Raw genomic sequence first — 21,032 nt, forward strand, 5'->3', positions numbered from 1 at the left:
TGCTCACCGGAAAGGTGCACCTGATTCTATTGTGGATATGATCTAGTCAGTCACATCCTTGCAGGTCAGGTGCGCCTTTCCCTTACCGGCCTCGATGAACGCAATTCCCTCTGATCGGGTGAGGCCAACGAACCCATCCTCATGGCCGTCGGCCCGGTACTGCATCCGGACGACGCGGTGGCGAACAAGATGGGCGCGCTCTACGGGCGAGCGTTGGCCCGCGACTTCATCGACATCGACGCCACTCTTCGATCCGGCCGGTACACCGATGAGGACGTCCTGCGCCTTGCCGAACGCGCGGACTCCGGCTTCGATCGGCGCATCTTTGCCGACGCCCTCCAGCAGGGCCGCTCTTCTGGACCCGGACGACTTCGCTCAGTATGGCGTCGCCGGCGACGAGCTCGATGGCATTCGTAGCCGGTTTGCGGCATGGCGCCGCCGTCTACGTGGCGAACCATCGCAGGAGTAAACGCCACGCGCCGGGCACCTCGTGCGCGAGATGCCCGGCGACGCTGCCGCAGGAGGCGCACCCCGCGGTACCGGTGCACGAACGATCGCGTTGACCCTCGCGAAGGTCAAGTCGACCGCGGAAGGTGTCTCCCCTGTTCAGGAGAGGCTGGAGATGCTCCGGATGTGCTCGGCGAGCGGGTAGCAACCGAGATCAGCGCTGGGCACCCGCGGTCACCGCCGGGCAGGCCGGGCCGAATGTGCTCCGAAGGTGCTCCATGCGTGCCCCGACCAGCGAAGGAACCGCCGCCGGCGCACCCAATGGGACCGTTTGGCACCCCACGGGACGCCCGGGCACTCGTGAGTATCCCCAGGTCGGTACGATATGGGCCGTACGCCCTCGTAGCTCAGGGGATAGAGCAACGGTTTCCTAAACCGTGTGTCGTAGGTTCGATTCCTACCGGGGGCACAGATTCGGATATATCATCCTTATGGGTGAAACTACTGGTCAGAGGCTTGATGAATCGGCCACAAATTGTCGTAGTCTCTACGCTCGCCCGGCCGGTCCACCTCGTTTGAACAGGTCAACGAGCTGGCAAATATTCGCAGGCCCGTGCCTCTGGTGGTCAACATTGAGCCCTTTTCATCCTCGGTAGGTCGGGTTCTCGACGGGTGGGCTACGAGTTCTGCGTGATCGAGCCCGGCAACGCCTACCTCGCCGGGTGCGGCGTGCTGGGTGAGCTCGCCTGTGATGGCACCCGGCAGGTCGGCCTGTTCTGGCAAGCGGTGCTGGGCTGGCGGCTGGTGTGGGACCGGGACGCCGTGCCGTCCGCCGAGCTTGCGTGCTGCGGGCTCGGTGACTCCTCGGTCCAGCCGTAGGCACCGCCGCGATCGTGGAAGCTGGCGCCTCCATTGGAGGCGCCGCGAGCCAGGTGGGTGTCGATGACCAGCATCGAGGCTGTTGTGCTCCGCCCGGACATCCGCCGCGCGTGCAGCGGCGTGCAGCACCGTCAGTGCCCGCGCCCAGGTGCCGTTGCGCGACCAGTGTCAACGGCGGGCTAGATCCAGTCTCAGGCCGCCGTCGACACGGCTCGATGGCGGCGAGAAGCCGCACCTGCGGTCGACACATGCGGGCACTCTCCGGCCGTGATGGTAGGAGTCTGGCAGACGGCCAGGACAGACCCGGCTACGGCGCAGCCCGATGCGCATGGCTGCGTCGAGCGAGCAACCTGACTGTGAGGGGCCCATTTTTCCGGTCGAAGCGGTCGACTCCGGGGGTCTACCCTCACGGGATGGAGCCCGGATTCTCGGTGGGCGAGACCCTCGCTCGCGCCCGCGACCGAGGTTTCGTCGGCCGCCGCACCGAACTCGATGCCGTCGTCGCCTCGCTCGACGGCACCTCGCCGGTGCGCGTTCATCTGGTGCACGGGCAGGGTGGGATCGGCAAGTCGACGCTGCTGGACGCGTGCGCCCGCGCGGCGACTCGACGCGGCCTCGCGGCTGTGTACGTCGACGCCCGGGAGATCGAGCCGACGGCTGCGGCCCTGATGTCGGCTGTCGAGGAGCGCGCCTCACGGACGAGCAAAGCGGGTGGCGTCGATCTGCTGCTGGTGGACGGCTACGAGCTGCTGGCCCACTTTCTCGACACCTGGTTCCGCGACGAGTTCGTCCCGTCCCGTCCGGGCCGGTCCGTGACCGTGCTCGCCGGCCGGTCGGTCCCCGCATCCGAGTGGCGACACGACGCAGGCTGGCGGGAGCTGATCCGTGTGCACGAGCTGTCGGTGCTCGACGAGGACGAGAGCCGCGTGCTGCTCGAGCGGTGCGGGGTGGCGCCGGAGGCCGGCCCCAACCTGGTCCGCGTCGGCCGGGGACACCCGCTCGCGCTCGCCATGCTGGCCGAGGCCAGCATCGACGCTCCCGCCATCGCGCAGCTGGCCGATGCCCCGGCCGTCGCCGCCGCGCTCTGCGCCCGGGTCGTCGACGAAGTCCCCGAAGAGGCGCACCGCACCGGGCTGGCCACGTGCGCGCACGCCACCCGGATGACCCAGGACCTGTTGGCCCGGATCGTCGGGGTCCGGGCGGCTGAGGTTTGGGCGTGGCTGGAGTCGCGTCCGTACGTCCGGCGAGGCGAGGTCGGGCTCTTCCTCCACGACGTCGTCCGGGAGGCGTTCGAGGCCGAGTTCGCGCAGCGCTCGCCCGACGCCTACTCGACGCTTCACGTGGCGATCCGCAACTACTTCCTCGAGCGGCTCTTCGACCCAACCAACCCTCGGCCCGATCGAGCGGCTGCCGAGATCCTCCTGAGCCATCGCGCCGGTCCTCTTGCCGATCAGTCGGCGGCGCTGCGCGACAGGGGACAGCTCTCGATCGCCCGTGCGGAACCGGTCGACATCGCCGCCATCATCGAGCTCATCCGGCACGCCGAGGGGGTCGACGTGGCCGAGCTTGCGCGGCGCTACGCCGAGGAGCAGCCGCGCGGCATCTACTGCGTCCGCAGCGACAGCGGCGTCGAGGCGTTCACGATGCTGGTCTACCTGCCGACCGGCGGCCCGCTCGACACCGACGACCCGGGCGCCCGAGCCGTGCTGGCGGCCGTCGCGGAACACGGTCCGCTGCGTCCCGGAGAGCGGATCAACGTCAGCCGGTTCGGCGGCGCGTCCGGCCGCTACCAGGGCGACCCGGCATTGCTGCTGGTCAACGGCGTCGCGTGCCTCCTGGAATGGGCGCGAGAGCCGGCCGCCTGGAGTTTCGTCATCACCCTCGAGGACGAGCAGTACGGCCCCTACTTCGAGTACCTCGGCCTACGCCGGATGTTCGAGGTCTCGGCAGGCCCGGGCCGGCAGGTCGGCTACGGCTGGGACCGCCGGCGCTTCCCGTTCCGGTTGCTGTCCGAGCTGATGGCCTGCCGCGAGCTGACGGGCGAGACCGGCCCACCGCCGGCCGAGCTGGTTCGACCGGCTCCCCTTTCGCTCGAGGAGTTCACCCGAGCGGTCCGTGCGGCGCTGTCCGACCTCGGCCACCCCGACCGGCTGGCGAGCTCGCCGCTGCTCGCGAGCGCGCTGGCCGACCCGACCCAACCGGTCCCTGCCCAGGCTCTGGAGGCGACGCTGCGCCAGGCGATCGCCGCGCTGGACCGCGAACCGGGTGGGGCCGAGCACCGGCGAGTGCTGGCACGGACGTACCTTCACGGCTCAACCTCCCAGGAGGCCGCGGCCGAGGTGCTCGGCCTGCCGTTCAGCACCTACCGTCGGCACCTCGCCCGCGCTCACCAGCGGCTGACCGAGGTCCTGTGGGCGGTCGAGGTCGGTCAACTGGCGTTCGAGCCGGTGGACGAGAAAGTGAGCACCGAGTGACCTGGTAGCCGAGCACCGGTCCGCGGATCCTGACCATGGACCTCACCCATCGGCAGCTCCTCTATCCCCGTCGTCGGCTCCGGACTCACCGGCCTGCGGACTGCCGTCCTCCAGCCATCCCCGGCCCTTCGCCGGCGGTGCGACTCATCGGCCCGGCCGATGGTCGTGGTGCCACGGTGACAGTGTCGGGAGTGCCGGTCTCGGCATCAGCGCTCGTGGTGGCCGACCGCCCGGAGTCCGGGGAGCGCTGCGGGCCCGCCACGCCTGATCATCGGGCGGTGGTGCTGGAGCAGTCGCCGACCCCGACCCGTACGAACGTGACCGTCAGTAGCCGGTTAATGGTTCGGAAGGCTTCCGCATCCGCATTCTCGACCGTTGCGTGATTTGACGCCAATCTAAATTGCCTGGTACTGATAAGTGTAACTGGGATGCATATCGCCCAGAGGTTTCCGACGTGCCGAGGCCGCCCTCGCGACCGAGTTCGGTGCTATTCCGGAATAGGTGAGCGATCCGATATTTCGGGCACTGGAAGAGATGCCGAACCTGAACGTGATGAATCGGCTACCGGGTTGTATATACTGTGTTTCTCCTGCTACCTTCTTGATCGAAGGGGGCCAATGAAAGCAGGGAGTCCATTGTGGATCTTCCAAATGGCACGTTGAGCCACGAGCTGGGAAAATGCTCTCCCAGCTGCCGTGACGAAGCATCAAGCGGGGGAAAAATGAACAAGGCCGCACTGTGCGACGGTCCGCATCCAAAAAATGCACGGCCCGTGCGAATTGCGCCGACGAGATTATGCCGTGATTGCCTCGAGGCGGCGCGTCGAAATCTGTCCGTGCTGCCCGGGCTTTACGCGGACTGCGCGGAGTGGCGTTCCCGCCGTGGATTCGACGAATTGTGCACCCGGGTGCACGCGAGCTGCGAGGTCTCGACTCCGCTCACCGACGAGGCGGTCGATGCCCGGTTCGCGATCCGCGGCATTCTCGCCTCGTGGTCGGAAATGGTCGTCGCCGAGCGGCGGTGCCGGCGGGCGCCCCGCCGGGAGGTCGCCGACATGGTGGCCTTCCTGCTGCGCGATCTCGCCTGGCTGGCCGCGCATCCGGCGGCCGGCGACTTCGTGATCGAGCTGGCCGAGGTGGCCGCCGACGCCACCCGCGCGATCGATCGCGAGTCTTCCGCCCGCGCCCCGCTCGGCGTGTGCCCGCAGGACCAGTGCGACGCCGAGCTGTGGCCCGACCGGGTGCCGGGCGGGATCGCCTGTTCCGCCGGGCATCTGCTGCGGTACGACCGGTGGCTGCTGCTGAGCTCGGCGTTCGCCGAAGGCCGGCGATGAACCGGCCGCACACCGTGACGACGAGGCTCGCGGCGCTGATGCTCGGCGTCGACGTGGCCACCGTCCGGCAGTGGGCCCGGCGTGGCAAGCTCACCCGCTACGGCTCGCCGGGCCGCGCCGAGTACGACCTGGCGGAGCTGACCCGGCTCGCGGTGGCCCGGCACGCGGCCGGCGCGGCCGGCGGGGAGACGCCCGCGGGCGAGTGAAGCGGCGGCCCGGCCCCGGCGGACCGCCGGCCAACGGCCGATGGTGCTGGGTGAGGTCTCCGAGATTGGTCATGGCGTCCCCCGTCGGCGCTTTGCATCCGAAGAGATGCATCACCGAGTGATGTTATCCAGCCGCTCGCTCTCGGGCAAGCTGCCGATCACCCCGCGTGTAGCATGACCGCGTGGACGTGTTCCAGCTCAACCGGCTTGCCCGTCGGCTGCGCGAGATCGCGCTGCGGGCCAGTCAGGAGGGTGCCGAGCTGCCGATCTCGGTCGGCGAGCTGGCCATTCTGGAGCATGTCGCCCGGTTCCCGGGCAGCACGATCAGCGAGATCAGCCGCAGCACCGGCCTGGCGCAGAGCCGGGTGTCCAAGGTGGTGCGTGAGCTTTCCGACGACGGCGTGTTCCAGCACGCCGCCGACCCGGAGGACCGCCGGCGCACCCGGGTCCGGCTCGATCCGCGGGTCCGTCACCAGACCTTCGACGAGTACGGTTCGCGCCCCATCGACGCCGCGCTGGCCGCCGCCGCGCCCCATCTGGACGCGGCCGGCCTGGCCCGGGTCCAGGAGCTCGCGGCCGAGCTCGCCGGCCTGCTGACGCCGCAGCCGGCCGCCGATCAGCCCGCGTCCACGAGGTGACCATGCGCCGCACCCGGCGCCCGGCCAGCCAGAGATCACCCGTTGACAGCCAAAGTTGATCATGTCACGCTTTTGGCACGTCCGGCCTGCCCGCATCGCGGTGACCCAGCCCGCGTCTACTGATCACGGATGACGCAAGCCCCCTTCCCGGGGGCTTTTTTCGTGCCCGCGAGCCGGCCGCACCACCTCGATCCGAGACCCGACCGTCAGCGAGGTCGTCTGCATGCACGAATCCGAGCGGAAAGTCATCCTGGCCGAGCCCCGCGGCTTCTGCGCCGGCGTCGAGCGCGCCATCGCGATGGTGGAACGGGCTCTCGAACTGCACGGCGAGCCGGTCTACGTACGCAAGGAGATCGTCCACAACCGACACGTCGTCGACTCGCTGGCCCGCCGCGGCGCGATCTTCGTCGACTCCGAGGACGACGTCCCACCCGGCAGCGTCTGCCTCTTCTCCGCACACGGCGTCTCCCCGGCGGTCCGGGCGAACGCCGTCCGCCGCCAACTGACAGTCATCGACGCGACCTGCCCGCTCGTGTCGAAGGTCCACCAACAGGCTCGCCGGGAGGTCCGTGCGGGCCGCCTGCTGGTGCTGGTCGGGCACAACGGGCACGAGGAGACCGAGGGAACGCGCGGCGAGTCCCCCGACCACACGGTGGTCGTCGAGTCGGTCGAGGACGTCGCCCGGCTCGAGCTGCCCGACGACACACCGATCGCGTACGTGACCCAGACGACGCTCTCGCTCGACGACACCGCCGACATCGTGACCGCGCTGACCGACCGGTTCTCCGACGTGGCCGCGCCGCCCAGCTCGACGATCTGCTATGCGAGCCAGAACCGCCAGAACGGCATCAAGGCCCTGGCCCGGCGCAGCGACCTGGTGCTGGTCGTGGGCGCAACCAACTCCAGCAACTCCCTGCGCATGGTCGACGTGGCCCGCCAGGCCGGGGTCCGGGCGCACCTGGTCCCGGACGTCTCCGGCCTCGACCCGGCCTGGCTCGACGGCGTCGCCACCGTCGGCGTCAGCTCGGGGGCCAGCGTTCCCGAGGTGCTCGTCCAGCAGCTGCTGGAGCGCCTGGACGACGCCGGCTTCGCCGAGGTGGAGACCGACAAGACCGCCGAGGAGCACGTCGTCTTCGCCATGCCATCCGCTATTCGACAACCCTAGAAGTGGAGGACGGCGCCGTGCTCGACTCCGTTCGCAGTCCCGCTGATGTCCGGGCGATACCCGCGCAGCAGCTTCCCGAGTTCGCCGCCGAGATCCGGCGACTCCTGATCGACAAGGTGACGAAGTCGGGCGGGCATCTCGGCCCCAACCTCGGCGTCGTCGAGCTCACCCTGGCGCTGCACCGGGTCTTCGAGTCACCCCGGGACCGGATCATCTGGGACACCGGCCATCAGGCGTACGTGCACAAGCTGCTCACCGGGCGCGCCGCCCGCTTCGACGAGCTCCGCCGGCGCGGCGGGCTCTCCGGCTATCCCAGCCGGGACGAGTCCGTCCACGACATCGTGGAGAACTCGCACGCGTCGACCGCGCTGTCGTACGCCGACGGCCTGGCCAAGGGCTACCGGCTGGCCGGCGTGACCGATCGCGCGGTCGTCGCGGTCGTCGGCGACGGCGCGCTCACCGGCGGCATGACCTGGGAAGCGCTGAACAACATCGCGGCCGCCAAGGACACGCCGGTGATCGTGGTGGTCAACGACAACGGCCGCTCGTACTCGCCGACCGTCGGCGGGCTGGCCGGCCACCTCGCCGCGATTCGCACCTCGCGCGGCTACGAACGCTTCCTGGAAACCGGCGAACGCCTCCTCGAGTCGGCCGCCCCACTCGTGTACGGCGCCCTGCACGGCCTCAAGAAGGGCGTGAAGGACTTGGTCGCGCCGCAGGTGTTGTTCGAGGACCTCGGCCTCAAGTACGTCGGCCCGGTCGACGGCCACGACGTCGCGGCGATCGAGAAGGCGCTGCGCCAGGCCGTCCAGTTCGGCGGCCCGGTGATCGTGCACTGCCTGACCCGCAAGGGCAACGGCTACCGCCCGGCCGAGACCGACGAGGCCGACCGCTTCCACGCGGTCGGCGTGATCGACCCGGACACCGGCCGCCCGCTGCGGACCGCGTCGCCGTCGTGGACCGCAGCGTTCGGCCAGGAACTCGTGCGGCTGGCCGAGGAGTGCCCGGCCGTCGTCGCGGTCACCGCCGCGATGCTGCATCCGACCGGGCTCGACGCCTTCGCCCAGCGGTTCCCGGATCGTGTCTTCGACGTCGGCATCGCCGAGCAGCACGCGGTCACCTCGGCCGCCGGCCTCACCATGGCCGGGCTGCGGCCGGTCGTCGCGGTCTACGCCACCTTCCTCAACCGCGCCTTCGACCAGGTGCTGATGGACGTGGCCCTGCACCGGTGCCCGGTCGTGTTCGTGCTCGACCGGGCCGGCGTCACCGGCGACGACGGGCCGTCGCACAACGGCGTATGGGACCTGTCGGTGCTGCGCGTCGTCCCCGGCCTGCGCATCGCCGCGCCGCGCGACGGCAGCACGCTGCGCCGGGCGCTGCGGGAGAGCCTCGAACAGGACGAAGCGCCGTGCGTGATCCGGTTCCCCAAGGGGGCGATCGGCCCGGACATCGCCGCGGTCGCCGAGATCGGCGGCGTCGACGTGCTGCGCTCCGGCTCGCCGTCGGACGTCCTGATCGTCTCGGCCGGCGCGTTCGCCCCGCTCGCGCTGGCGGTCGCCGATCGGCTCGAGGCGCTGGGCATCGGCGTCACGGTGATCGACCCGCGGTGGCTCGCCCCGATGCCACCCGGTGTCGTCTCGCTCGCCCGCGAGCACCGCCTGGTGGTCACGCTCGAGGACGGCGTGCGCACCGGCGGGTTCGGCTCGGCGGTCGGGGAGCGCCTGAGCGACGAGGACATCGCCACCCCGGTGCTCTCGTTCGGCGCCCCGCCCCGGTTCCTCGCGCACGGCACCCGCGCCGAGGTGCTGGCCGAATGCCGGCTCACCCCGCAGGCCGTCGCATGCGCCGTCGTCGAGCGCACGTCCCGACTGCTGCCCTGGCCGGGCGGCACCCGCATGGAGATGAGTGACAGCACATCATGACCGTGAACCTCGGCATGCCGGCCCCGGCCGCGCTCGCCCCCCGGCGCCCGACCCGCCAGCTGCGGCTTGGCCCGGTCGGCGTGGGCAGCGACTCGCCGGTGTCCGTCCAATCGATGACCACCACCCCGACCGTGGACGTCAACGCGACCCTGCAACAGATCGCCGAGCTCACCGCCGCCGGCTGCGACATCGTCCGGGTCGCCTGCCCATCCGCCGACGACGCGCTGGCGCTGCCCGAGATCGCCCGCAAGTCGCCTATCCCGGTGATCGCCGACATCCACTTCCAGCCCCGGTACGTGTTCGCGGCGATCGAGGCCGGCTGTGCCGGCGTCCGGGTCAACCCCGGCAACATCAAGAAGTTCGACGACCGGATCGGCGAGATCGCCCAGGCCGCGCGGGAGCACCGCACGCCGATCCGGATCGGGGTCAACGCCGGATCGCTGGACCCGCGGCTGATCGCCAAGCACGGCCGGGCGACCCCGGAGGCCCTGGCCGAATCGGCCCTCTGGGAGGCCTCGCTCTTCGCCGAGCACGACTTCCACGACATCAAGATCTCGGTGAAGCACAACGACCCGGTGGTGATGATCCGGGCGTACGAGATCCTCGCCGCGCAGTGCGATTACCCGCTGCACCTCGGCGTGACCGAAGCCGGTCCCGCGTTCCAGGGCACCATCAAGTCCGCCGTGGCCTTCGGCGCGTTGCTGCGCCAGGGGATCGGCGACACGATCCGGGTCTCGCTCTCCGCGCCCCCGGTCGAGGAGGTGAAGGTCGGCGCGCAGATCCTTCAGGCGCTCAACCTGCGGCCCCGCAAGCTCGAGATCGTCTCGTGCCCGTCCTGCGCCCGGGCCCAGGTCGACGTCTACCGGCTGGCCGAGGAGGTCACCGCCGGGCTCGAGGACATGGGGATCCCGATGCGGATCGCCGTCATGGGATGCGTGGTCAACGGCCCGGGTGAGGCACGGGAGGCCGATCTCGGGGTGGCCTCCGGCAACGGCAAAGGCCAGATCTTCGTCCGCGGCAAGGTCGTCAAGACCGTTCCGGAAAGCGCCATCGTCGAGACCTTGATCGAGGAAGCCCTGCGGCTGGCCGAGGAGTCGGGCCTGGAGCTCGACGACGCCGACCCGGCCGTCGTGGCCGGCTGACGTCTCCCCCTTCGTCCCAGGTGAGGTATTCATGTCCCAGTCCGTGCTGCCCCCCGATGTCTCGCCGGCCCTTGCCGAGCAGGATGTCCTCGAGCGCGTCAAGCGGCTCGGTGGCTTCGTGCGGCACCGGCTCACCGACGACTGGACCGGTCCGGGCACCCTCGAGACGGTCTGTCACTACGCGGTGAGCGCACCCGGCAAGTTCTTCCGGCCGATTCTGCTGCTGGAAAGCGCGAGCGCGGTCGGATGCGACATCGACCGCGTGCTGCCGGCCGCCGCCGGCACCGAGGGCGCCCACGTCGCGAGCCTCATGCACGACGACATCATCGACGGCGACACCGTACGGCGCGGCCTGCCGGCGGTGCACGTGCGCTTCGGCCGCGACGACGCGATAGTGGGCGGCGACGCGTTGATCTTCTACCTGTTCGGCGCGCTGGCGGCCTGCGGGCCGCTGGGCGTCCCCGACTACCGGATCGTCGCGGCGATGGCCGAGGCCGCGCGGGCCGGCACCGACTTGTGCCGCGGGCAGTTGCTCGAGGAGGAGATCCGCAGCGGCTTCGACTGCCGGATCTCGTCGTACCTCACGATGATCCAGGGCAAGACCGGCGCGCTGTTCCGCGCGTCCTGCGCGATCGGCGGGATCCTCGGCGGCGGCAGCGACGACGAGGTGGTCGCGCTGGGCGACTACGGCATTCTCCTCGGCTACGCGTTCCAGATCTCCGACGACCTGCTGCCGTACGTGTCGAGCGCCGAGCAGACCGGCAAGCCGCGCAGCAGCGATCTGGCCAACGGGCGGTTGACGTTGCCGTTCCTGCTGTGCCGGGAAAGCGCAGATCCGGCCCGCCGGCGCGAGCTGGACGAGCTGATGACCGGCGCCGGGGACGTCGACGCGCGCTTCGAGCGGCTGCGGGCGTTGCTCGACCACAGTGGAGCGCTCGCCGCGGCGACGCAGACCGCCTGCCGGTACGCGGACGAGGCGGTCGCCGCCCTGGGCGTGCTGCCGCCCTCGGCGAGCCGGGACTCGCTGGCGTACTTCGCGCAGAGCGCCGCCCGGAGGGTCCGGTGAGCGGCAAGCTCTTCGCCCACCTCGAGACGTGGCGGCCGTACACGGCTTTCTACGTCGGTCTGGTCGGCCTGGCCGGCGCGTCGCTCACCGCGCCGCATGCGCCGGCCGGGCGGCTGGCGGCCGCCTGGGCGATTCCCACGCTCGGCTGGCTGGCCGGTCTGTACGGCGGCGACTACTTCGACCGGCACCTCGACGCGCAGGCCAAACCGCATCGGCCGATCCCCTCCGGCCGGCTCGGGGCGGGGACGGCGCTGGCCATGTTCCTCGGCTGCACGGTGGCCGGCGCCGTCCTCTCCCTGCTGCTGAACTGGCGGACGGTGCTGCTGGTCCTGGTCGCGCTCGGAACCGGCGTCGCCTACAGCAAGCTGCTCAAGGGGCGCGGGCTGGCCGGCAACCTCGCACGCGGCAGCATGACCGCGTTCGCGTTCTGGTACGGCTCGATGATGGTGGCGTCGTTCCCGCCGCCACGGGTGGCTGTGCTGGCGGTGGTGTTCGTCCTGCACGACACCGCCTCGAACCTGGTCGGCGCGATTCGCGACATCGACGGCGACCGGGCGGGCGGCTACCGGACGTTCGCCGTGCACCGTGGCGCCGCGACCGCCACCCGGGTGGCCGCCGGGCTGCTGCTGGCCGCGTACGCGGTCGCGGTTCTCGTGCCGGAACTGCTGAACCGGACCGTGACCACTGCCTTCGTGGCGATGCTGGCGTCGGCGGCGGCATTCGCAGCGGCGGCCCTGGCCCGGATGTCCGGCGAGCCGTCCCGGCCGGCCGCCTACCGGGCACACACCGTGCTGGTGTTCGCGCGCATCCTGCTGGCCGGGGCGCTGCTCGGGCTGGCGCCGTGGGCACCGCTCGCCGTTCTGATCGTCGTCGCCGCCCTGACCGCGACCGGGATCAGCCAGCGGCTGCTGCGCGAGCGGCATGAGTTCGCGCCGCCGGCGGAGACGCCGGCCGCGCACGCCGTCGTCGAGTTCGTCGACCGGCAGCTCGCCACCCTCGCCGCCATGCCCGGCCTGCACGACTGGCGGCGGGTCATCGACATCCGGCTGACCGATCCGGACCTGCGCGTGCGCCTGCTCGCGGACGACGGCCGGATCAGCCGGCTCGCGCCGGACGACGCCGCGCCGGCCCACCCGGAGCTGCGGATCACCACCTCCGGCCGGGTCTTCGGCGACATCTTCCTGCACGGGCGCAGCAATCCCCGGCGGGCGTACCTGACCCGGCAGCTGACGATGTCGGCGTCGGCGGCCGACATGATCCGGCTCAACCAGCTTTTCAACACGTTCCGTACGGCGTCGGGCGCCGGGCCGGCCACCACCCAGCCACGCCGGCCGGAGCCGGTCGCCCCGCCCGAGCCGCCGGGGGTGGTGGTCCTCTCGGACACCACCCTGCGCGACGGCGAGCAGATGCCCGGTGTGGTGTTCACCCCGGCGGAGAAGCGCGAGCTGGCCGATCGGCTCGCCGCCGCCGGCATCCCGCTGATCGAGGCCGGCTTCCCCGCCGTCTCGGCCGACGAGGCGGCCGCGATCCGCTCCATAGTGGACGCGGGCGGGGACGCGCTGATCCAGGCCATCGCCCGGCCGGTCGACCGGGACGTGGACGCGGCGGTGGAGAGCGGGGCGCACAGCATCGCCATCTTCATCGGCACGTCCGACGTCCACCTGCGGGCCAAGTTGCGGATGACCGTCGACGAGGTGCTGCGGGCGGTCGGTACGGCGGTGCGGCGGGCCAAGCGGGCCGGCCGGCAGGTGGTGTTCGCCGCCGAGGACGCCACTCGCAGCGACCTCGACGTGCTGCTGCGGATCTGCAGTGCCGCGGCCGACGCCGGTGCGGACACGATCGGGCTCGCCGACACCGTCGGCGTGGCCAACCCGGCCTCGATGGCCGACCTTGTGCGTACCGTGACCGGGCAGTGCCCCCTCCCGGTCGCGGTGCACTGCCACAACGACCTCGGCCTCGCCACGGCGAACTCGCTGGCGGCGATCCAGGCCGGGGCGTCGGGCGTGCAGTGCTCGGTGCTCGGGGTGGGGGAGCGGGCCGGCAACGCCCCGCTCGAGCAGGTGGCGCTCGCCCTGCACGTCTCGCTCGGGCACGACACCGGGCTGGACCTCGGCTTGATCCAGCCGCTCGCCGACCACGTGGCCCACCTCATCGGGGTGCCGGTGCCGCCCTACCAACCCGTGGTCGGTGGCAACGCCTTCACCCACGAGAGCGGTCTGCACCTCGACGGCATAGTGCACGACCCCGGCACGTACGAACCGTACGAGCCGGGGCTTCTCGGCCGTGAGCGGCACATCGTGCTGGGCAAGCACTCCGGGGTGTCCTCGGTGCTGGCCGCGGCCGAGGCTGCCGGGCTCGAGCTCGACCACGACCAGGCGCGCGCGGTGCTGACCGAGATCAAGCGGTCCGCGCAGGCCAAGGAGCTGCGCGAACCGATGGATGCCGTCTCGACGATCGCCCGTTTCGCCCCGCTGGTGAGGAGCTCGCAGTCATGACAGAAACCCCCGAGGCCCCCGAGTTCCCGTTCGCCGGTGACATCCGGGTGGAACCCGACCCGTTGTACGCGACCCTGCGCGAGCACTGCCCGGTGTTCGAGGTCGGCACGCGTGACGGCCGCCGGGCCTGGCTGATCACCCGGTACGAGGACGCCAAGCGGGCGCTCACCGATCCCCGCCTCACCCGCGGCGGCACGGTGGACGCCCGTACGGTGCAAGCGATGGGTCTGGGCGGCCCGGCCGGCCGGACCGCGCTGATCTACGCCGACCCGCCGGTGCTCACCGAGTCCCGCAAGCTGATCTCGCGGTACTTCAACCACCGGCGCGTGGAGTCGCTGCGTCCGCGAGCCCAGCAGATCGTCGACGAGCTGCTGGACGACATCCTCGCCGCGGGCCCGCCGGCCGATCTGCTCACCGCGCTGGCCCGCCCGCTGCCGATCCGGATCATCTGTGAGCTGCTCGGCATCCCGGCCGGCGACAGCGAACGGGTCCGGGAGAACGTCGAGCTGCTGATGGCCACCGGGGGCCGCGAGCCGGACGAGGTCCGCAACGCCTTCGCCTTCGTCTACGGCTACCTGGCCCGGCACATCGGACAGCGCCGCGCCGACCCGAGCGACGATCTGCTCAGCGATCTGATCGGCGCCGACCCGGCGGACGAGCCGCTCAGCGACGCCGAGCTGGTCGGCCTGGCGATGCTGCTCTTCGTCACCGGCCACGAGACGACCATGACGCAGATCGTCAACTCCTGCCTGGTCCTGCTGCAGGAGCCGGAGCAGTTCGGCCGGCTCCGGGACGACCCGTCGCTGCTGCCGGGCGCGATCGAGGAGCTGCTGCGCTTCGTTCCGCTCGGGCACGCCGGGCTGCCGTTCGCGGTTTCCGAGGACCTCGAGTTCGGTGCCGCCCGGATGGCCAAGGGCGACCTGGTATTCGTCTCCAAGCTCTCCGCCAATCGCGACGAGCGCGCGTTCCCGGCGGCGGGCGTGCTGGACCTCGGACGGACTCCCAACAAGCACATCGCGTTCAGCCACGGCTCGCACTACTGCCTCGGCGCCGCACTGGCCCGGATGGAGATGCAGGTGGCCATCGGCACACTGGTCGCCCGCGTGCCCGGTCTGCGCCTGGCCGCCGATCCCGACCGGCTGGACTGGCGCACCGACAGCATCCAGCGCGGACCGCACCACCTGCCGGTGGCCTGGTGAGCGACGGCGAGGAGACGACATGACCACCACTGACGCGACCCGGCTGACCGGGCTCGACGCGGCCCTGGCCGAGACCACGGACGCGCTGTTCGCGCTGCAACGTCCCGACGGCAGCTGGGAGGGGCGGCTCTCGGCCAGCCCGGGCGCCACCGCCGACGTGCTGATCGCCATGCACCTGGCCGACCCCGTCGGCTGCCGCGACCTGATCGAGCGGGGGCTGGCCTTCCTGCTGCGCACCCAGGGCGCGGACGGCGGCTGGGGTGACGATGTGGACACCGAGGCGACGCTCAACGGCACCGCGCTGTCGGTCGCCGCGCTGGCGTTGATCGCGCCGGACGCCGCCGCCGAGCAGATCAGCCGCGGCTGGGCCCGGGTCGAGCAGTTCGGCGGGGCCGAGGCGGTCCGCGACGTCGAGCGCTGCTCGCTGGCCGTGCTCGTGCACTTCTACCTGGTGCTGGCCGGGCTGATGAGCAACGAAGGGCTGCTGCGGGTGCCGATCGAGCTGGCGCTGCTGCCGGCTCCGCTGCGCCGCAAGCTGACCTTCGCGATGCCGACCGCGATGGCGTGGGGCCTGATGTGCGCCGAACTGCTGCCGGCCGGCCGGGCGCGGGCCGCGATCAACCGGGCCGCCACGCCGCCGGCCATCGCCTACCTCGAGGGCCTCGTCGGCTTCGAGGGCCCGGACGGCGGCTTCGTCGAGTCGCCGATGATGTCGGCCAATGTGTGCATCGGCCTGACGCTCGCCGGCCTGCGCCCGGACATCGTCCGGCACTGCCTCAAGTACTTCCGCGCGACGATCAAGCCCGAGGGCGCCTGGGCGGTCACCCGTGACCTCGAGGTCGACGCGACCAACTTCATCACGGCCGGCATGCAGCACGTCGGCCTCGGCGCCGATCCGCGCGTGGCGAAGGCGGTGCGCTGGATCCGGGCGGCCCAGCGCGACGAGGACTTCATCTGGACCGGCGCGCCGCCGGGCGGATGGGGCTGGGGCCTGCCGTCCGGCTGGCCGAACAGCGGGAACACCGGGGACGCGGTGATCGCGATCGCCGGCGACGGCCACGACGTACGCGACGAGCAGGTACGCCGTGGCGCCCAGTGGCTGCTCGACCAGCAGAACTACGACGGCTCCTGGAGCTGTTTCGCGCAGGTCGGGCGACTGGCCACGATGGACCCCTCGTTCGCGATGGTCGGCAAGGCGCGGTCGCCCAAGGTGCTGTACGGGCCGTGCGCGGTGATGTCGGCCGAGGCGGTCTCGGCGCTCGGGCTGTCCGGCATGTGCCCGCCCGGCGATCCCCGGCTGACCGCCGCGTACCGGTGGTTCGCCAAGGTGCAGCACCCCGACGGCGGCATCGACAACAAGTGGTATCTCGGGCGTACCGCCGGCACCGGGTCGGTGCTGCGGGCGCTGGCCGACGTCGGGCTGGCCGGCTCGCCGGTCGCCCGGCGGTGCATCTCGTGGCTGCGGCTCACCCAGAACTCCGACGGGGGGTGGGGCGACGCGCTCGGCCCCGGCCGCTCGACGGTCGAGGAGACCGCGATGGCGATGCTCGGCCTGTGCGCGGCGGGCGTCGACCCGGCCGAGGCGATGCCGTCCCGCGGCGCCGGCTGGCTCGTCGAGCACCGCGGCCCCGATCACCTGTGGCGGCCCAGCCTGCTGGGCGTCTATTTCCTCGAGCTGTTGTACCGGCACGACCACACGGCCAACGGATATGCCCTGCAGGCCCTCGCCCGGTACCGCGAGCTGGTGCGCCGCGGCGGCACCACCAGTGGGGCCTTCGCCCGGCCGCCGTGGACCGCGACCCCCGATCCCGGAAAGACGGTGTGAGCACATGAACGACCTGTACGTGGCCGGTGTCGGGGTCTACCTGCCGAGCCGGCAGACCGCGGCCGAGGCGATCGCCGCCGGTCACTACGACGCCGAGTCGGCGGCGGCCGACGAGGTCGAGTCGGCCTGCGTGGAGACCGAGCTCTACCCCGCCGAGATGGCCGCGGCGGCCGGCCGGGACGCGCTGGCGATGGCCGGCGACCAGATCGGCACGGTCCGCGCGGTCTTCCACTCCTACGTGGACTATCAGGGCGCCCGGTACTGGCAGGCCGCGCCCTACGTCGCCCGGCACACCGCCGGGGCGTCGGTTCCCTCGTTCGACGTGGTCCAGGAGTGCAACGGGGCGATGGGCTCGCTGGAGCTCGCCCGCCGGTTCGTCACCGGCCCCGACGACGCGGTGCTGGTCACCGCCGGCGACCGTTTCGACAATCCTTGGGTTCGGCGCTGGTACGGCGATCAGTCCGTGCTGGCCGACGGCGGCAGCGCGGTGGTGCTCAGCGGCGCCGGCGGTTTCGCCCGGGTCCGCTCGCTGATCACGCTGGCCGAGAACTCGCTGGAGGGCGAGGCGCGGGGCGGCGAGTTCGGCTCCGGCGGCGACCTGAGCCCGGTCGACTTCGACGCGATGCGCGGCCGGTTCCACCAGACCGACGTGCCGATGCTCGAGCACTACTCGCGGATGGAGGCGCTGCTGCACGAGTGCCTCGGCAAGGTGCTGGCCGAGGCGGGGACGACCGCGGACGGGCTCGCGTACGTGATCCCGGTCGTCACCACCCGGTGGCGGACGCAGATCCAGCTCGACCGCATGCTCGGCCTGCCGATCGAGCGGTCCACCTGGGAGTTCGGCCGGACCACCGGGCACATCGGCACCGCCGATCAGTTCATCGGCCTGCACCACCTGATCACCACCGGAAAGGTCCGGCCGGGCGACCGGGTGTTGCTGCTGGGCGGCGGCACCGGCTACACCGTCACCGCGGCCGTGCTCGAGATCGTGGAGGAGCGGTGACCGTGCCCTGGGACAGCACCTTCGAGCAGATCCTGCGGGCGCAGCTGCCCGGCGCCGAACCGGCGGCGGACACCCCGCTCACGCATTACGGGCTGGACTCCATGGGCATGCTCCGGCTGGGACGGACCCTCGGGCAGCGGTACGGCATCGACCTCCGCTCCTTCGACGAGCGCGCTTTCCGCAGCGTGGAAGCGCTGTGGGCCTTCGTCGACCGGCACGCGTCCCACCCGCCGGTCGAGCTGGTCCGGCCGCTGATCGACTGGTTCGCCCGCTCGGCCGTCGCGCATCCCGACGCGGCGTGCGTGATCGAGGGCGACCGGACCACGACGTATGCGGAGATGGCGGCGCAGGCAAGCGCCCTGGCCGCCACGATCGGCGACGGCGGCGTGGTCGCGGTGCTGGGGGAGCGGGAGGCGGCCACCTACCGCGCCTACCTCGCGGCCCTGTACGCCGGGGCCGCGGTGGTTCCGCTGTCGCTGGACTTCCCGCCGGCCCGCAACGCCGAGATCGCCCGGCAGGCCGGGGTCCGGTGCGTGGTGCACACCGACGAGCGCGCCAACCCGGTGGTCGCCGCCCAGTTGGCCGCGATGGGCGAGCTGCGGACGGTGGACGCCCGTGCGACGCCGGAACCGGGGCCGCACCGCGCCGCCGTCCCGGAGGTGCCAGCCGATCAGGTCGCCTACTTCATCTTCACGTCCGGATCGACCGGCGGCCCCAAGGGCGTCGGCATCACCCACGGCAACGTCCACGCGTTCCTGACCCAGGCCATGCCGGCCTTCGCCGTCGGGCCGGGCGACATCTTCTCGCAATGCCACGGGCTGACGTTCGACTTCTCGGTGTTCGAGATGTGGGGCGCGTGGAGCACCGGTGCGGCCCTGCTGCCGGTCTCCCGGCTCCAGGCGCTCGACCCGGCGGACACCGCCAACCGGTACGGGGTGACGGTGTGGGCCTGCACGCCCAGCCTGCTCGACTCGGCCGCGTCCGCCGGGCACCTGGCGCCGGGCTCGCTTCCCCGCCTGCGACACCTGGTGATCGGTGGTGAGCCGCTTCCCCGCGGCACGGTGGAAGCGGCGCGGGCGGCGGCTCCGCTCGCGATCGTCGACAACGTGTACGGCCCGACCGAGGCGACGATCTGGGCGACGACCCACCGGATGGCGCCCGGCGACGCGGTGCCCGATGGCCGGATCCTGCCGATCGGTACTCCGGCGCCGACCGTCCGGGTCCGGCTCGGTGCGGACGGCGAGCTCCTCCTGGGCGGCCCGCAGGTGTTCCACGGATACCTGGACGCGGCGTTGACCGCGGCGAAGTTCACCCACGAGGACGGCGCGGACTGGTACCGCACGGGCGACCTCGCCGAGTGGGACGAGGCCGGCCTGCTGCATCATCTCGGCCGGATCGACGGGCAGGTCAAGGTGCGCGGCTACCGCGTCGAGCTGGGCGAGATCGAGACGGTCGCAGCCGGCGTGCTGGGCGGCGCCCGGGTGGCCGCGGTGCGCTCCGGCGACGCCGGGCGCGCGGAGCTGGTGCTGTTCGTCGAGGCGTCGGCGGTGGACGAGTCGGCGGTGCGGCGGGAGCTGGCGAAGACGTTGCCGTACTACATGGTGCCGCGTCGCGTGTTCGCCGTCGCGTCGTTCCGGCTGACCGCGCACGCGAAGCTCGACCGGAACCACCTCGTGAGCCTGCTGGACGATGCGGCGGCCGTGTCGGCCTGAGCTCGGTGGGGGCGACGCCGTTGCCCCCCGGCAGCGTCGGCCCCCGGCCGGCGCTGTCAGCTCGCGATCGGCTCCGGAATCGGCGTCGCGGCCGGCAGCCGGTGCGCGTGCCGGTCGGGGAAGCCGACCTGCTGGAGGCGGTCGAGCGCCGAGAAACGCAGGTAACCCAGCCCGGAGATGTTGTGCATGATCTTGTAGCACAACCGCTCGTTGCTGCCGTGGCAGCGGAGCACGTACCGCGTCTTCGCGTAGCGGGCCGCAGTGAGCGTGTCGGTGAAGAGGTCGGCGAAGCGGTGGCTGAACTCGGACAGCGTCCGGACTTCGGGGATGCGCTTGGCGGCATACCGCTGCAGGGCGCGGTCGACCGGCCGGCGATCGGTCAGGTCGATCTCGTCGAAGAAGGCCGCCAGCGCGACGGCGTCGGCGATCGCGGCGTTCATGCCCTGACCGGCCATCGGGTGCACGGCGTGGGCCGCGTCGCCGAGCAGCGGCATGCCGTCGCGGTAGAACTCGGGCGCGACGAACCGGCGAGCGGAGAGCACCCGCGACCCGGGCAGGCCGCGGTGGATCGCCTCGGTCATCGGCGCGAGCGCGGGGCACTCGGCGATCGCCTGGTCGACCCACTCGCGCAGGGACTCCTTGCCGATCTGGTTGACCAGCCCCTTGGCGATCTGGAGGTAGAGCCGGCCGCCGGCGTTGGGCATCGGATACATCACCCGCATTCCTCGCGGGGTGATGAACGTCGTGGCCTGACTCGCGAGGCTGGGGACGTCGGTCAGATCTATCGCCACGACCTGATGAGCGTACGGAATGGGGCTTGTCTCTATGCCGAGTTGTGAGCGCAGTTTGGAGGAATGCCCGTCGGCGGCGACCACGAGCGGTGCACGCACCGTTCTGAGGCCGCTCGAGGTGCGAATTTCGACGCCGCCGACACGTCCGTCGTCGCCGCGAACGGCACGGCTCACCGAAACGCCGCGACGGAATTCCACCGAGGCCGGCAGAATTCCGATGAAATTGTCGAGAATTCCCTTGTAGGTGTGGGTCAGGCAATGATTGTGCCGGCTCGGCAGCCACCGATAATCCATCGCGCACAACTCGACGCCGTCGGCGGTCGTGCTGACCAGCCGGTTGATCCGGGTGGCGCCGCTGGCCAGCAGCTTGTCAAGAGCATCCAGCCGCTCGAGCGTGACCAGCGAACCCGGCTGCAGCAGCTCGCCCTTGAACGTTTCCACGGTGTCGGTCAGCTTGTCGAGAAGGAGCACCCGCCGGCCCTGCCGGCCGAACTCGGCGGCGACCGTGAGGCCGCCCGCGCCGGCTCCGCAAACGATGACGTCGTAGTCGCTGATAATCGCCCTCACGAGCCGATACTAGTCTTTTCCGAGATGCTTATCCAGTGTCGATCAATTGATTTGAACGCCGTTCTCGCACGGCCGGGCCGACTTGCCGCCAGCTCGACCGCGAGCAACCATTACCGATGATGCATCTCTGGTGAATCATTGCGCCGGCCGTCAACCTGCCGCGCCGTG

The 21,032-nt window shown here is 71.4% G+C and carries 15 protein-coding genes, 1 tRNA gene and 1 pseudogene; 16 read left to right on the top strand and 1 reads right to left on the bottom strand.

All coding sequences use genetic code 11. The annotated features are described in order from the left end of the window. Positions 1-123: 123 nt before the first annotated feature. From ACFQS1_RS05805 to ACFQS1_RS05880, 16 genes and pseudogenes are all read left to right on the top strand, one after another. Positions 124-469 (top strand): annotated as a pseudogene (locus tag ACFQS1_RS05805) (nucleotidyl transferase AbiEii/AbiGii toxin family protein); the annotation flags it as partial. A gap of 374 nt (positions 470-843) precedes the next feature. After that, positions 844-916: transfer RNA gene (locus ACFQS1_RS05810), tRNA-Arg, on the top strand. A 203-nt stretch (positions 917-1,119) separates the two neighbouring features. Beyond that, positions 1,120-1,326 (top strand): VOC family protein, encoded by a 207-nt coding sequence (locus ACFQS1_RS05815; protein WP_378965049.1) that lies wholly within the window; start codon positions 1,120-1,122, stop codon positions 1,324-1,326. A 413-nt stretch (positions 1,327-1,739) separates the two neighbouring features. Beyond that, positions 1,740-3,800: an AAA family ATPase gene (locus tag ACFQS1_RS05820; RefSeq protein ID WP_378965051.1), complete on the top strand. Its 2,061-nt coding sequence runs from the start codon at positions 1,740-1,742 to the stop codon at positions 3,798-3,800. An 835-nt stretch (positions 3,801-4,635) separates the two neighbouring features. Continuing rightward, positions 4,636-5,133: a hypothetical protein gene (locus ACFQS1_RS05825; protein ID WP_378965052.1), complete on the top strand. Its 498-nt coding sequence runs from the start codon at positions 4,636-4,638 to the stop codon at positions 5,131-5,133. After that, complete coding sequence (locus ACFQS1_RS05830) at positions 5,130-5,339, top strand: MerR family transcriptional regulator (protein WP_378965053.1); 210 nt, start codon at positions 5,130-5,132, stop codon at positions 5,337-5,339. Before ACFQS1_RS05825 ends, ACFQS1_RS05830 begins: the two co-directional genes overlap by 4 nt. A 182-nt stretch (positions 5,340-5,521) precedes the next feature. Beyond that, positions 5,522-5,977 (top strand): MarR family winged helix-turn-helix transcriptional regulator, encoded by a 456-nt coding sequence (locus tag ACFQS1_RS05835; protein WP_378965055.1) that lies wholly within the window; start codon positions 5,522-5,524, stop codon positions 5,975-5,977. A 223-nt stretch (positions 5,978-6,200) separates the two neighbouring features. Continuing rightward, positions 6,201-7,142 (top strand): 4-hydroxy-3-methylbut-2-enyl diphosphate reductase, encoded by a 942-nt coding sequence (locus ACFQS1_RS05840; RefSeq protein ID WP_378965056.1) that lies wholly within the window; start codon positions 6,201-6,203, stop codon positions 7,140-7,142. Positions 7,143-7,159: 17 nt separating this feature from the next. Further along, positions 7,160-9,064 carry a 1-deoxy-D-xylulose-5-phosphate synthase gene (dxs, locus tag ACFQS1_RS05845; RefSeq protein ID WP_378965057.1) on the top strand — a complete coding sequence of 635 codons (1,905 nt, stop codon included), beginning with the start codon at positions 7,160-7,162 and terminating at the stop codon, positions 9,062-9,064. Continuing rightward, positions 9,058-10,206 (top strand): flavodoxin-dependent (E)-4-hydroxy-3-methylbut-2-enyl-diphosphate synthase, encoded by a 1,149-nt coding sequence (gene ispG, locus ACFQS1_RS05850; RefSeq protein ID WP_378965413.1) that lies wholly within the window; start codon positions 9,058-9,060, stop codon positions 10,204-10,206. Before dxs ends, ispG begins: the two co-directional genes overlap by 7 nt. Before the next feature lie 31 nt (positions 10,207-10,237). After that, positions 10,238-11,272, top strand: coding sequence for a polyprenyl synthetase family protein (locus tag ACFQS1_RS05855; RefSeq protein ID WP_378965058.1), 1,035 nt, complete (start codon positions 10,238-10,240; stop codon positions 11,270-11,272). Further along, on the top strand, positions 11,269-13,767 hold the full coding sequence (locus ACFQS1_RS05860) for a UbiA family prenyltransferase (protein WP_378965059.1): 2,499 nt from the start codon (positions 11,269-11,271) through the stop codon (positions 13,765-13,767). Before ACFQS1_RS05855 ends, ACFQS1_RS05860 begins: the two co-directional genes overlap by 4 nt. Then, positions 13,764-14,966, top strand: a complete 1,203-nt coding sequence (locus ACFQS1_RS05865) for a cytochrome P450 (RefSeq protein WP_378965060.1) — start codon at positions 13,764-13,766, stop codon at positions 14,964-14,966. The genes ACFQS1_RS05860 and ACFQS1_RS05865 overlap by 4 nt, the downstream gene beginning before the upstream one ends. Before the next feature lie 19 nt (positions 14,967-14,985). Beyond that, positions 14,986-16,791: a prenyltransferase/squalene oxidase repeat-containing protein gene (locus tag ACFQS1_RS05870; RefSeq protein WP_378965062.1), complete on the top strand. Its 1,806-nt coding sequence runs from the start codon at positions 14,986-14,988 to the stop codon at positions 16,789-16,791. Positions 16,792-16,795: 4 nt separating this feature from the next. Next, positions 16,796-17,794, top strand: a complete 999-nt coding sequence (locus ACFQS1_RS05875; RefSeq protein WP_378965063.1) for a ketoacyl-ACP synthase III family protein — start codon at positions 16,796-16,798, stop codon at positions 17,792-17,794. After that, positions 17,791-19,506: an AMP-binding protein gene (locus ACFQS1_RS05880; RefSeq protein ID WP_378965064.1), complete on the top strand. Its 1,716-nt coding sequence runs from the start codon at positions 17,791-17,793 to the stop codon at positions 19,504-19,506. The genes ACFQS1_RS05875 and ACFQS1_RS05880 overlap by 4 nt, the downstream gene beginning before the upstream one ends. A 56-nt stretch (positions 19,507-19,562) precedes the next feature. On the opposite strand, the gene ACFQS1_RS05885 is transcribed toward ACFQS1_RS05880, so the two are convergent. After that, positions 19,563-20,864, bottom strand: coding sequence for an FAD-dependent oxidoreductase (locus ACFQS1_RS05885; protein WP_378965065.1), 1,302 nt, complete (start codon positions 20,862-20,864; stop codon positions 19,563-19,565). Positions 20,865-21,032: the final 168 nt, after the last annotated feature.

It is taken from the genome of Paractinoplanes rhizophilus, assembly GCF_042664765.1.
GTDB classification, from domain to species: Bacteria; Actinomycetota; Actinomycetes; order Mycobacteriales; family Micromonosporaceae; genus Actinoplanes; species Actinoplanes rhizophilus.